The following is a 14,163-nucleotide window of genomic DNA, read 5'->3' as shown; positions in this document are numbered from 1 at the left end:
GTCTTATGCGCGCTCTCCTCGAATTACGTACGCACTCTTAAATTCCATATCTTTAATTACAATTTCTTTGTTTGTTGGCCATTGAATTGCTTGCACAATATTTGCGCTCAAAGGATTAACCGAAGGCAACGCTGAAAATTCATTCTGCTCCAAAGCCAACTTCGCATTAGAAATATTTGTTGCAATATTCTGGCCTGACATTGCTAACGAAGTACCCATTACTTCACCTAGACTAAATCGATTGAACACAGATTTGATTAAAAAAGGGGTTTGTTTCAATAGCGAAATACTTCCAGCTGTCAGACCTGGAGTCGGAATTGCGGCTAACTGCCTTTCCAATGATTCACTTATTTCCTTTTTTGCTAGTGCAGCTTCTTCTACTCCAATTAAATGCTCGATTTTTTTTAAAGAAGTACTACTAAATTTCATGAAGGAACCTGCTTTACTGATGGTTTTTTTAATCAGTGATCCCAATGCTGAACCAAACGCATATCCCATTATAGCGGCGTTCAATGATATAATTATGCCAGTCATGAATTTAATTACTGCTTCCTCACGTTGCTTCCAGGCTTCAATTTCAGTTTGCATTGTATAAGAATCTGAAATTGTTTCCGGTACTAGCACATTGTTATACGCTTTTCCTGTATCATCTATACCACTCTTTAAGACTAATTTAGAAATTTCTTCATATGTGATATAGCCATTTACGCCATCATGTGAGAACTTTAGATTAGTAATCTTTAACTGTAGCACGTTATTCCGCAATGCTAGCTCGAAACATCCTGGTTCAATATAGCCTGGTTCTCCTTGCCAATCCTGGTCTTCTTCAGAGGTGCTCTTGTACGTACATAACTGTAATTTACTTTTATTTCTAATTGTCAAATTGTCTTCATCTATAGCGAAATCGTCTAACTGAGCAATATGGATTACATCTAAAGATTTATACAAAAAATGCCATAAGTACTTCTTGTACGTGAGAAGAACAGCCACATTGAAATCGGTACCTTGAAAAATGCGTGGGTCAACAATCTGTGTATTTGGTTGTTCATCATTTTCTACCATGCTTAGCACCCCAAAAACATCATCATCACCATTAGTATCGACATGTGTTGCAACTGCATATTTAACAAAAGTAGGCTTAATCCAGTTAAAATTAGGCTCCTTTGCCGTTTCTTTTAATTGATAACGTGTAAAAATTGCTCGAAAACAACTATAATTTTCTCTAATCCAAGCGTTTAACAAGGTTTTGAATGCAGCTTGTAACGTAATTGATGATTCAATTTCCGCAGGCAATTGCGTTTTAATGATGATAACATCATCAGGCGATTTTATATTTAACGCAATCTTTTGATGTTCACCATCATTGTTACCAGTACTATCTTCAACTTGATCCGTATCTGACAGACTGTCCAGCGTCATCTGAATAATCACAAAATCATCTTCATTTAAAAAAAATTCTTTTTCTTGATTTGCGCTCAGCCAGAATTTTGTATTGCGAGTAAAGCTTAATTTAAACTGAATATTTCTACCATCTGATCCTGAAATCACTTTCCAATTGCTATAACCACCTATTAAACTAGCCTTATACAAGTTATTTTCGATGATGGTATTAATTTGTGTTGGATACAGTCCCTCGTTAATGATTTCACGATTGATTTGCGAAAAAGTTGTCGCATATACCATATCCCATCCCTGCAAACTATACTGTTCATCAGATAACCGGCTTACTTCTTTAAGCGGGGACCTTTGACCATTAATTATTACTTGATTAACATTGGAAATGCATTTTTGAAACACATCTGAATTCTGTTTGATCCACCGTAATAAACTAATGTTCAAAAATTCGATCATTAATGGATCACAGTTATCATTTTTCACGTTAACGATTGGTATTTGATCAAAGTCAATCTGAGGTTGCTCGTTTATGAACCGACATTTCCATAATACTTTTGCTACTAATGGATTTGAACGAATCAATGTTTTATTTAGACTTCCTGATATATTCGTTAATTCAAGTTGAAAAACTAACTGCTTATTTTGTGTTTCCTTGCTTAATTGTATTGTTTTAACATGATAACTAACCGAACAACTTGAGGTCACATTCATTCTAAATGCACGTTCAATATAAAGGTGATGTGATGCTCGATGAACATGGTCAGCATTCCAAATGTAGTAATCCATCATTTATCCTCAATCTTTCTCTAACGCGAATAGCAAAGGAATAAGTTGCGTTTTTAAGTAGTAATTCGTTAACGCTCGCTGGTTATTTGTCATCACGTGTTCATTTAAATTATTATTAATCACACTACTCTCCTTTAGTAAATTTTTTTTCTTGTCAATTTTCATCATGATCAGAACGCTTAATTGGTCGACTACGCTGTTGTACAAATTCCCTTTCACCTTATTATCTACCGATAAGGTTAGTTGAGTAAGTTGTAACTGACAACAAACCTGTGAAATCACTCCGTTCGTCTCCAGTTGTCGTTTAATGTCGTCAACATGATATGTTCCCGATTTACTATTGTTGGGCAAGGAACCAGTGTTACCTTTATTTATCAAGCTAAATTACCTCCTAAACGAATAGCACCAAAAAATTCTGCAACATTTAGTTTGATCGTTTGATTAGCCCATTTTATCTCAGTTAACACGTTATCCACTAAACCTTCTATATCTGGTGCTTCTGACGAATTTATTGCATTCCACTCATTTAAAAAATCAATAAGTCCAACTAATATTCCCACAACAATCATGGCTATTAATGCTCCTATTGCCGGCAATATCAGGGACAAAATTATGCCAACTACCTCTATAAAAATTTTTAACCAAGAAGGAATGGTCTCTTCAGGAGCACCAGTAACATAACTACTTTCTGATGCACCATCTTCGTCCTTGGTATATTTAATCGTTTGCCTGTCTGAGGATTTGTTAAGTTCCATGTGGTATGGTTGCACTATTGTTGTATGTCCTGTCGCATCACCACTTAGTAACCATGTTGAAGTTTCCATTTCCACTACTAGCTGCGTGTTTTCTAGGCTAAACTTTACTTTTTCCATCTTTGGATAATACGTCTTTCCTTCGACGTCAACCTTCTCTAATGCTAATGGTTTCTCAGGATTTAACGTTGTTTCGTAACGATATTTATTTCCCTCCAAGTAACGATCAACTGTAATTTCTTTTCTTTTTGCGCCCGGAAAACGATCTAATATCCCTGGAATAAGTAAATCTTCAATGTATCTTTCTTCGTTAATTAAAAATCCAAATTCTTGATCTTTAGGGATAACTTGTTCGTCCGCCGCAACTGGTTGATTGACGACCTCGTGATTGTTGACCATACATAGTACAGAAAAAATACTCTGATTAAAATCTTTAGTATTTTCTGTGTACGCATAATCAATATATGTGGGCTTCAACCAGCCCCATGTGTCGTCCGAATTGATTAATAAATTTAAATTAACCTGATTGAAAACATATTGAAATTGTTTAATATTTGTGGTTAACCAATCTGATAGGAGAATCTCTAACATTGAAGCAAAGAATTCCTGATATTCCTCCTGTTCATCTTCAGAAATCCCCTCAGGAAACTCATACTGGTTATCACTTCCCATTGTAATAACTCGGCTTATCACAGCAGGATTACTAGGCTCAGTGTTATCATCCTTAATAACCAAGTTCATCACTTGTATATTTGCTTTAACCTTACCTCCCACATATTGTAACGACACAAATAAAGACCAATTGGCTTCTCCAGTTACCCTGCCAAAAAGAGCATGGCTTATTTTTAAATCTTTAACTTTAGTGCTTAGCCCAATTAGATGCCCATCACCGCCACAATTTATTTGCCACTGAGCAAAACGTCCTTCAGCATGAATCATTTCTTCCTCATTAACAATGGAAAAAGCTTGAGGAATTTTGTCTACATTTTTAAGTAACTGTTCGTTCATACTGGTCACGCGAACTGCAGATACTGTGTCCCAATTATATGTTGTAACTGTCATAAACATTGTTCGACGAAAACACATGACATTTTCAAAGTCAGAAAAAGTTCTCGTCTTGAACAGCACACCTCTTTTCTAAGCAAAGCTGTTGCTTTCTTTATTCCATAAAAAATCGAATACTACGTTTGCCGAAATATCATGATGCACATATTCCCTCATCATTAACTGTTAAAATCTCCGCCCATCAAATAAACACTGCCAAGTAATTTAGCAGTCTGTAATGAAAATTCTGATTGCTCAGGCCAAATTAACGTATTTACAATTTCTTCTGGCATTGGGTCTAGCGGTGGGGTCAAAGAAAATTTGTCATTAAATTGATTATCAATAAAATCAGACATGTGCTGACCGACGGTCTCTCCCACAGCACCGCCAATGCTTCCAAGAATTATTGACGCTGAATTCGTAGCAAGCTGTTTCCACAAGGCTAACGGTAGTGTAGAAGGAGATTTGATAACATTATTAACAAAACTTTGTGACGCCTCTTGCGGTAGACTTTTAAGGTATTGAGTTATGTTTCTTCGTTGTTTAGCCAATCCCGAAGTTAATTCATCTGAATGATCAGCTATTTCTTTACCTGCAACTTCAAACAAATCTTTGAAATGCAATACTAATCGATTGCTGGAGGTCGATTCCTTTAGGATTCCTTTAATATATTTTTTGAATACCTTTCCAAGAGCTCCACCAAGAATGCCACCTAATAGTCCAAGACCAATACCAGCCAGCAAATCTAAAAGCCATTGTTCATTCTCCAGCCACTCTTCCTTTGTAACTTCTATAGTCATTACTGGATCCTTAACTGACTTCACTTCAATAACATTTTTATAGGATTTTCCCAACTGATCAACACCACTCTTTAATTTAATATCAGATAAACTCTCGTAGTTCACATGCAAAATATGCCCGTCGACTTCAAACGTTAAATCAGTAATTTTAAAGTTAAGTCGATTATTCACCAGTTGCAAGCTCCAGTTATTCTTATCAACAAATCCGGGACATCCTTCCCAGGGATTATCTGACTCTCGCTGTTCAGGATCGTCACTTGTAGAATACGTCATAATTTGAATCTTTTTATTGTTATATATTTGATATTCCTCATCATTCATTGAAAAGTCCTCTGGCATGGCAAATCCAGAATACCGTTTTACCTTGTCAAAGGTATGATGCATATAAAGTAGTTTACTTAAGGCTACCGCATTGCGTTGCTCACTGGCGCTCACTAACCTCAAATCAATATTTTGACTACCTGGATGTTCAGTCGATTCCGTCATCGCTTGGATGCCAAATGCAGATTTGTTTAGATCATCCGAGACCACACTAGTGCCATATAAGGCAACCTTGGGTTTTAAGAATTCAAAACCAGGATTTTTGCTTGTTTCATTTAGTTGATAGAACGAAAAAATTTGAATAACTTTATCTTTATTTTCATTCAAGCCATTTTTTAGTGAAAAATCAACGTACTGCATAATCGCTTCAGGCGCATCAACGAAGTTAATTTCGTTACGTAGAATGGTTATCGGATCTCGTTCTTCCGTTTCCTCTGGATCAAATTCTAATTTATACCCAGTTCCATCATTATTTCCCGTGGGATCTTCTGGTGTAGTAGCTTCAAAGGCTTCAAGATTGATTTGCAAACTCACAAATCCCGGCTGCTCAGTATTAACTTTGTAAGTTGCGTCTTGATTCGCATGTATTTCGAAACTTCCATCAGCTATATCGGCTCTAAGTGAGACATTCTTTCCGCCCCCATCAGTCGTCAATTGCCATTTTGAAAAATTTAAGTTTAGTTTAGTGGCCGTAAACATATCGCTCGCTTCGTACTCAATATGTTTAGGAAAATTTTGATCGCGAACAATTCGTTCATTCATCGTGGCAAACGACGTACTGGTTACCATATCCCACCCCATCAGACTAAGATCTTCATTTGCACGGATAATCTGTTTTTGCCCATTCGTTTTTTGAATTTCTTTTTCCAAAAAGTTTTTGGGTGTGCTATTATCAGTGAAAATCCGAACTTCGTCTGGAAACGAATTTTGCAAAATATCTTTCACTGGCTGAGGATTATCAAGAAAGGCTTTTTTCATTGCATTGCTAAAGTCAACTTGGTCTTTTAATGAAAGGTTCACAATACTCAGCCCATAACAATCGATGCTAGAGTGAGCTTTTAACTCAACATCATTGGCCTGGTTAACTTGTATTGGAATTGTCATTTTGAAGCTTTTCTTCTTTAAATCATATCGATGAAGTCCTGTTTGAAAGTAACCTTGTCTAATAGTCAAATAGAGATGTAAAAAAGCATGCGTACTGGTATCCAATAGCTTCACCTTTTCAAGGGTAACCTCTATTTCGCCATCTTTACTCGACACAATTTTCAACCCATTTTTAATAGGTAAAGATCTATTTTCCCAGGTATACATTTTATTGTCTTTCATGTTTTTCACCTACCCTTTGATTTCACCTTGTAATGTGATAATACCGTTACAGTAGGCATCAGTTATTTTGATCTCTGACTGATCTGGCCATTGAATCGTATCAGTAATTGCTTTCCAGAAATCGTCAATTCCAACTGGTTGTGCATTTTCTTCCTGTATAGTAGTATCACCAACTAAATCGTTTATGGCTTTGTTATATACAAATGCAAGTGCCTGTTTAACAGTATCCTTTTCAAATGGTGCGCAACGACTTAACATACCAGTTTTTATCAACGCAGTATCACTAGCATAACGATCTGCAAAATCATTTACTGCCCGACTACGCTCTTGCTCAGGATCGTTCGCAAGATCATCGCTCGTTTTTCGTGAGTTGCGGGCTTCGCTTTCGTATCCATCAATTCGATCTGAAAGTGAAAACTGAGAATTGCTTAGCCGCCGCCTCTCGTTCTCCAGTACCAATTCTATTTCGGTTGACGCGAGATTTAAACGTGTACTATTTCCAGCGGGCGTAGTATAGCGATTTCCACGGCGCAATACTCTTGAAGTAAACCATCTGCCAATTTTGTCAAATTTCAAAATCTTTGCTATTTTCGACCCATATTTAACAGCTCCATAACAGATACCGCCTATAGCCAGTGAGCTGGCTATCCCAATGGCAAAACTTTCCCATGAGAACCAATCACTATCAATGTTTTCACTTTCAACAGTAGTTGAAAATTCTGATCCTTCATCTTTTAAATATATTCCTCCATCTTTAAATGCCAATGTCGTCTTTTCGAGTATGCTGTGATGCAAAATACCTTTTTTATTTGCTTCGGTAAAGGGCTCTTTGCCTGCCACATTCAGCTGAAAATCATTATTAAAAAAGCCTAATTTAAATTGACCTTCATCAACCGATATCTTGGTATTGTTATCTTTCAAAAAGGCATAATCAAATTTCTTTTTGTTAGTTATCACTAGATTGTCTGTATCAATATCTACATCACTTTGAGGTAATATATCAGCATAAGGCAATGCTTCATAAATCACATTCTTAAAGTAAGCCAATTTTGAAATTGCTAAAATTGTTTGATTATACGTACCATTTTTCAGTAAACGAGCATCTACCTGTTGTGTATCTGGAATTGTGTCCGAAGTGGTTTGATACATCACGGCAAAGACACTTGTATCAATTGATTCTGTTGCTGCCACCGCGTAAGAGACATATTTAGCTTTCAACCATTGCCATCGTCCTTCATTGGCTGTTTCGCCAAGTTGCAAGAAAGAAAAAACATGTTGTAATGCTTTTTTATCATGAGATAGATCTTCAATATATTTCTTTAGGAGACTATCCATCATGACCTTAAAGGTCATGACGTTTTCAATTTTTTCTGGATACGCCGTATCTATTAATTTGATGTTTGATTCATCATTTTCATTCAGTTTAGAAATTTTTAGTGTTTCAAATTGACCATCATTTTTCCCTGTAGCATCCTGACGACCGTGTTCATCATTGAAAGTAGCCAATGGTACCTGTACTTCAAACCAATTATTTTCGTCCAATGGAGCAGTTTCAGTACCCTTTGATGTCTCAAAATTAACAATGGTCGCCGATTTGAATGTGCACTTGAACGTAACGTTTTTTCCATCACCGCTAGTAGTCAGTTCCCAATTCATAAAATGACCATCAATGGTTACCGTGCCTGTCAAATCATCTTTATATATCGCTTCTATATCTTGTGGAAAAGTGTTTTGCAGTTTAATTTGTCGGTTAACATTTTGAAAACTAGCACCAGATACAATATCCCAACCAAAAGTGGATATATCTTCATTTTCCTTAATCGTTCCGGCATATTTATTTGGCTCTTTTTTAATGGCTAGTTCACGATTACTAATTTGTTGGATAATTTGAGCTAGTCGTTGCTCTTCATACAAGCCTTGATGTAATAACAATTGAAATTCACTATTTAGAATCATGTTCTTCGGATCAATTTCAGTTTTTAAATCTACAATTGGCTTATTTGTATCTAATTCAATCCCTTCAGCATTGATAATGATTGGTACAGATAAGTTCACAACCAATTGATTATTTTCTATCTTACTTTTTTGAAATTGACTTTGAAAATACAAATTTTCCATTGTTAATGCTATATCCAAGCGTTTTCCTTCTGTACTGGGTAAGATGTCCAGTGTATTTAAATCTGCGCTCAAAGTAGCAGATTTAGCCACATCACCCGAAAGAACTTGTAAATGCATTGGTGTAAACTCTTGTTGATAATTCATGATTTTTTGACGACCATCTAAATAATTCCAGTCGATCGTATAGAGTTTATCCATTTTTGTACTATTTTCTTCCATAAAAATATTTCTCCAAAATTTTCTCAAACAAATGAGACATCATCTCAGTAACAGCCAATTAAATTAAGCCCATTTAAAAAAAACAGTGCCATCTTCTGCCCCTCGCTGAGTATGGCGTAAATACGTTGTTCCCATGCGTACATCACTAAGTTTGGCCATTTGCTCAAATATATCCTGTCGGTAATCATCACGATTAAATTTAATAGTTCGGATAAAATCTAAATGTGAAGTATTGACTATATACAAATCCATAACCAACTGTTTCTCATTACTTTCCTCAGTGGCACAGCCAACCATGCCGATCGGTGCAAGTGGATAAAATCCTGATTCTCTGCAATCTATAAAAAGATATTCGCCAGAGCCGCTTAACAAGCTAGTATCTAAAGTGGTGGAAAGTCCTTTAATATCCTGATTTTGGGTTGCTACAAACACAGATATAAACTGCTGACCATTGCTTAGCGTTATAGCTGCATATGTGTAGTCCGTGGGGCTGAAAGCTGAAATACCATTCTTTCCAGGAAGCATTATTGATAAAAATATTGTCTTAAGAGTTTCCCTCTCCTGAAGGAATAAGTCTTTAAGAAGCCCTTTTATAATCGCTAGATAAGTACTGTTAGTGATGGTATTACTACTATCAGGATCGACAACAGTAACATCATCATTAGATTGAATATTGATACCGTAGTTCATTGCCCCATTAAAATTAAAAAAGCTAAGTGAGACCTTTACAATAGGTGAAATATTATTGAGTGGTATCTCCACTTTGGTATTTTTAGTTGTTAATACGCCTTCCTTAACGGTTAACTGTAACTGCGTGTACTTTTGTGAACCGTCACCACTCATCTGGACCCCATCAAAAGTCAACGACATACTACTTATACTGTTTTGAATGGAAAAAACATGCGTTGTATTAAACGTCCCAGATAGTTTCTGATTAATTTTATCTAATGAAAAAGTTGATACCCAATCCCATCCATTAAGTTTCATCGAATTCTCCTTTTGGCATTACGCTTACGTAGAACACTCTCTTTCTACACCAGATTAATTAACTGTTTTTAGTGGTAAATTTATCCCAGTCTTGTTGAGTTATATATGCCTTGTTTAAATCCAAATAGCCATTCCATCCAGGAAGTCTTCCACTACTTGAATATTGAAATATTGTTGGTGTCACCCATGCCCCCCAAGGTAAATTATCAGTCCACGGATCTTTCTGAAATTCGGTTACATCATTCATGTCTGCATACTGTGCTCCCCAAAGCGCATAATGTTGGGCGACAGCTGACCAATCAAACGCATTGGTTACTGATTTACTCATATAAATGATCGGCGTCGCCGAAATCAGTTCGTACACAGTATCTAAATAACGTTTGGCCCATTCTGGCCCTAACGTTATCGCGTCTGCCTCCCAATCAAGTGCTGCTAAAGCATGCCCCTCCAACAGATAGTTTTTCACGTTCGCAACAAAAAAATGAGCCTGTTCTTCTGGCGACGTATTTAATGTTGCAAAATGATAAAGGCCAATTTTTGCACCCGCTTTTACCGCTGAATCATATTGATCATTACAGGCTGGATTTACGTAATTAGTTCCTTCCGTTGCTTTAATAATGACAAAATCAGGTTTAACTTGCTGTATATTAATGCCAGCTTGGTAACTAGCAATATCAATCCCATTCATCATATGAAATCTCCTTCTTCCTATAGCCTAACAATCCATTAATTATTCATTCTCCGAATCACATAGCACAAATGGTATCTTATTTTAGCCAGAATCCAGAAGATCCAAAATTTCGGATTTGATTATGTCAATGTTTTCGTCAATCATTTCAGCTATTTCAGGCATAAATGTCGATTCTTTTGCGTTGATCTGCATGGGGACTTCGTGGTCAATGCTTTCCAGGCAGATATACCCATTTTGATTGTCATATGGTATTTCTACATGTATTAGTCGCGGTAGTATTTTTTCTTTTTGATCATCTAGCAGAAATGTAATCAGCTCGATTGTTACTTGTCTATCAACCACTATTCCTACAACATTAACTTGCACCAATTGAATGATCTTCTGATAAACTGAGCTAACATAGTATTGATTTAGATTTCTAAACATTTTTCCCTCCTAATCCTAACAAGGACCACAATCATAAATTCATATAATCCAGAACAGATTCGAACTGTTAACCTTTCAATTATAAGTTGAACGCTCTGCCATTGAGCTACTGGATTAAAAGCTATTTCATACTAGAAATTATCTGAAATAATTATTTCTTTTTTACCGCACCTATCATTAATTCATGTAATTGTTCTGCTACAGACAGTAGCCAATGGCTTGTAGCTGTCTCGTTTGTGTCGGAAATAATTGACATGAATTCATCTAAAATTAGCAATGTCGAAACAATAGCAGCTAAATCCATTTCGAAAAAATTTTGCGATTTTAGTAGCAAAGCGTGGTCGATTAACACGCAGCTAATAATGAGGCAAATATTACAGACTTCTAGCTTGAGGAATTGAGCTAGATTTTTTTTTATGTTTATTTTATTTGTGATCAAATCGCATATCAGACGAATTATCGCCATACCTATATAAATGACAATCAAATTAACCATTTCTATTTTCAATACGTTTTCAATAATGTTCAAAACCCATACCCTCTTTGTGCTATTTCATATATTTTGCAATGCTTTATAATGCGATTTTACGTAGTACTTGTAAGGCAGAAATGTCATTTGTGACCAAATATCGAAAGTTTCGCCTAAAGGTGACACTTATGCTCACAGTTTAATTAACGTTATAAAATACCAGTGGTGCTAAATTTTTTAAAGCACAATCTATATTTATGGGGGTTAGCATATGTATACAACGGTAGAAAAAAGTTTATTAAACGATCCTTCTGCGACTAAGACGGAAGCATTCCCTTTAGTATGGAAAACATTTTATCCAAAGATAAAATCAAAATCCAAAAAATGTCAAAACAACGCCTATGCTACTGGAGTACTCCTCCACCAAAGCGATTTTGAAAGCCAGTTTTGCTTGGCACTTTGGGAAGCAAGTATCGCATTCAGTCAATATCCCACCTATCAATTCATTCACATATATACACACCGTCTACGCTTGGCCGAATTAAATATATGGCAGTCGGTAAAAGTTTCTGGAAATAGAATTGATAAAGATCAACAAACCTTTCAAAAAGGTTTGGTGGTTTCCAGCGATTCGTCTAATGAACTTTCATCCATTCCAGAATCGTTAGATTTATATCATTTCTTGGACGCCTTATCCGTATTTAAGGCTGATCATAAAAATGAGTGGAAAAGCATATATTTACTTTATATAGGATTTCAACCTAACGAAATAATTAGCTTGCTGTACAAAGAGCCATACACTAGTAAATATCGTAAAAAGATTGAACGATCACGAGAGCTATTTAAAAAATATTATTATGATTAATCGTAGAAAAATTCAAAAGCGCGGGGTAAAAATTTCTGCTTAGTATCGGAGACACCTTAGAAAAAATTAGAACTTTACGTGGTTACACGGTTAATGAAATTACAAAAAATGTGATTTCAAGATCAGAATATTACAGAGTTATACGTAACGAGCGAGATATCAGTGAATCTCATTTTCATCAATTATTAATAAATTTAAACATTAGCACCTACGAATTTGAATTAATACGACAAGGAGAATCTCCGTTATTCATCACTTTATTCGAAAAAATAGAAACAGCGTTTGATAATCAAGATATTCATTCACTCAAACAAATTGCCTCGAGGGCCGCCGATAATTTTTTAGAAACTCACTACATTAGATACCGACATATTTATATACTGGCAACCGCTTTAGAACAAAAAGTTCAGTTGCCAAGTAGATCCTCGAAGCAAGCCACAGAGATAGCACATTATCTTTTACTGCAGAATGGATTTTCTATGTATGACATATTACTGTTTAGTAATTCCCTGGTAATCCTTTCTAGAGAAATCATAAATATCTTGCTAAAAAATATATTGAATTCTCTTTGTTCTTACGAAAACTTCCCTTATCAAATTTCACAGCTCTTTCATTTGATTGAAAATTTGTGCATGCTAAATTTGAAAGAAAATAGACCCATTTCAAGTTATGTTGAATTGTTAAAAACTGTACACCTTACCAGAAATCAGGCATCAGAGAAACTAATTCTTCAATTTTTTTCAAAACTAGCTGATTACGAATCTCATCCCACTACCCAGAACTTGAACAATATCAAGTCTTTTCTAGATTCTATAAAATCAATAAACTTGACTGATCAAGAATATTATTTCGAAGATGTTTACATTTTATTTATGAAAAAATATAACCATCAATCTTCATAAAATGTCATACAACTTCTTAACAGGAGCACTTAAACAAGAAATGATGCTTTTATGCCGAAAGCAACTAAATTTCGCTCAAAACAAACTATGCAATCAATAAATCTAGCCCCTTTAATAAAAATAAAGCAGAAATTTCCTAATTATAATCAGGAAATTTCTGCTTTATTTTTATTCCATAGATCCTTTGCCCGTAATTTACTTCAATTAAGTTCAATGCGTTTTATCTATCTAATCAAAGATGAGCTACTTACTTTTATCAGCAGTAATTGCCGTTTTCAAAATTGCCCTCAAATTATTCACCTGAAAGGCACTTCGCTCCAAAATGCACCTTTGTCAAGGGTGGCTTAGTTAAAGTAAAAAGTATAAAGCATAGAAGATCTGACTCTAACTGAAAGTGAACTCCACATCGATAATGTATTTAAAATAAATCATCTAAACTGTTTGAACAATGGGTGAAGGATTTTTGATACAATGACACACTTCAACTGTATTTTTTGTGTCTTTTAGGGTAATCCCTAAACGACGGTTAAGTTTCTCCGTGAAAATTCACATCTGACGGAATTTGCGATATAATAAAAAATGTCGTTTAGGGTTGTCGTTATCAATATTTAAAAAGGCAGAAAATGAGTAAAATTGGTTATGCACGAGTTAGTACCACCGAACAAAATTTGGATCGTCAAATCGCAGCACTGAAAAACGCTGGCGTGGAAAAAATCTTTTCCGACAAACAGTCCGGGAAAGATATCGAACGTCCGGAACTTCAAAAAATGCTTCATTATATTCGTGACGATGATATTGTCTTTGTCATGTCATTAGATCGACTAAGTCGTAATGCGGACGATATTACTATGCTAATTCAAAAAATTAAAGATGCCGGTGCTAGTTTTCAGTCACTGGATTTGCCAGATTTTTCGTCGATTCCTGATCGTGGGCTACGCAACATGTTAACTGACGTGATTCAGTCTGTTTTCAAGTTCCAAGCCGAATCAGAACGACTGAGAATTAGAGAACGTCAGGCCCAAGGAATCAAACTGGCCAAAGAGCGCGGAATTTATAAGGGGC

Annotated in this window: 12 protein-coding genes and 1 tRNA gene; 4 read left to right on the top strand and 9 right to left on the bottom strand. The window is 35.6% G+C overall.

The window, feature by feature from the left end:
* Positions 1 to 3: 3 nt before the first annotated feature.
* The 9 genes from ACKTR5_RS07590 to ACKTR5_RS07550 form a co-directional block, all read right to left on the bottom strand.
* Positions 4 to 2,181 carry a TULIP family P47-like protein gene (locus ACKTR5_RS07590; protein WP_407880482.1) on the bottom strand — a complete coding sequence of 726 codons (2,178 nt, stop codon included), beginning with the start codon at positions 2,179 to 2,181 and terminating at the stop codon, positions 4 to 6.
* A 374-nt stretch (positions 2,182 to 2,555) separates the two neighbouring features.
* Complete coding sequence (locus tag ACKTR5_RS07585; RefSeq protein ID WP_407880481.1) at positions 2,556 to 3,995, bottom strand: TULIP family P47-like protein; 1,440 nt, start codon at positions 3,993 to 3,995, stop codon at positions 2,556 to 2,558.
* A gap of 161 nt (positions 3,996 to 4,156) precedes the next feature.
* Positions 4,157 to 6,424: a TULIP family P47-like protein gene (locus ACKTR5_RS07580; RefSeq protein WP_407880479.1), complete on the bottom strand. Its 2,268-nt coding sequence runs from the start codon at positions 6,422 to 6,424 to the stop codon at positions 4,157 to 4,159.
* Between the two features lie 9 nt (positions 6,425 to 6,433).
* A complete protein-coding gene (locus tag ACKTR5_RS07575; protein WP_407880478.1) occupies positions 6,434 to 8,761 on the bottom strand; it encodes a TULIP family P47-like protein in 2,328 nt (775 codons plus the stop codon).
* A gap of 63 nt (positions 8,762 to 8,824) precedes the next feature.
* A complete protein-coding gene (locus tag ACKTR5_RS07570; protein ID WP_407880476.1) occupies positions 8,825 to 9,748 on the bottom strand; it encodes a hypothetical protein in 924 nt (307 codons plus the stop codon).
* 58 nt (positions 9,749 to 9,806) lie between these two features.
* Entirely contained in the window at positions 9,807 to 10,439 is a 633-nt protein-coding gene (locus ACKTR5_RS07565) for a GH25 family lysozyme (RefSeq protein WP_407880474.1), read from the bottom strand.
* Between the two features lie 81 nt (positions 10,440 to 10,520).
* Positions 10,521 to 10,865 (bottom strand): hypothetical protein, encoded by a 345-nt coding sequence (locus ACKTR5_RS07560; protein WP_407880472.1) that lies wholly within the window; start codon positions 10,863 to 10,865, stop codon positions 10,521 to 10,523.
* Positions 10,866 to 10,909: 44 nt separating this feature from the next.
* Positions 10,910 to 10,981, bottom strand: a tRNA-Ile gene (locus ACKTR5_RS07555).
* Between the two features lie 35 nt (positions 10,982 to 11,016).
* On the bottom strand, positions 11,017 to 11,394 hold the full coding sequence (locus ACKTR5_RS07550) for a hypothetical protein (protein WP_407880471.1): 378 nt from the start codon (positions 11,392 to 11,394) through the stop codon (positions 11,017 to 11,019).
* 211 nt (positions 11,395 to 11,605) lie between these two features.
* Here ACKTR5_RS07550 and ACKTR5_RS07545 point away from each other — a divergent pair, with 211 nt between their 5' ends.
* The 4 genes from ACKTR5_RS07545 to ACKTR5_RS07530 all read left to right on the top strand — a co-directional run.
* Positions 11,606 to 12,199: a hypothetical protein gene (locus ACKTR5_RS07545; protein WP_407880470.1), complete on the top strand. Its 594-nt coding sequence runs from the start codon at positions 11,606 to 11,608 to the stop codon at positions 12,197 to 12,199.
* A gap of 110 nt (positions 12,200 to 12,309) precedes the next feature.
* Complete coding sequence (locus ACKTR5_RS07540; protein WP_407880468.1) at positions 12,310 to 13,101, top strand: Rgg family transcriptional regulator; 792 nt, start codon at positions 12,310 to 12,312, stop codon at positions 13,099 to 13,101.
* 51 nt (positions 13,102 to 13,152) lie between these two features.
* The gene (locus tag ACKTR5_RS07535) at positions 13,153 to 13,449 is read left to right on the top strand and encodes a hypothetical protein (RefSeq protein WP_407880466.1); all 297 of its coding nucleotides are present in this window, start codon (positions 13,153 to 13,155) and stop codon (positions 13,447 to 13,449) included.
* A 275-nt stretch (positions 13,450 to 13,724) separates the two neighbouring features.
* Positions 13,725 to 14,163: recombinase family protein (locus ACKTR5_RS07530; RefSeq protein WP_407880464.1), on the top strand; the 439-nt coding region annotated here is incomplete at its 3' end.

The sequence above is a fragment of the Furfurilactobacillus entadae genome, from assembly GCF_045862745.1.
Classification (GTDB): Bacteria; Bacillota; Bacilli; order Lactobacillales; family Lactobacillaceae; genus Furfurilactobacillus; species Furfurilactobacillus entadae.
Note: the sequence above shows the minus strand (reverse complement) of the source record. Positions and strands in the feature narration are given on the sequence as shown.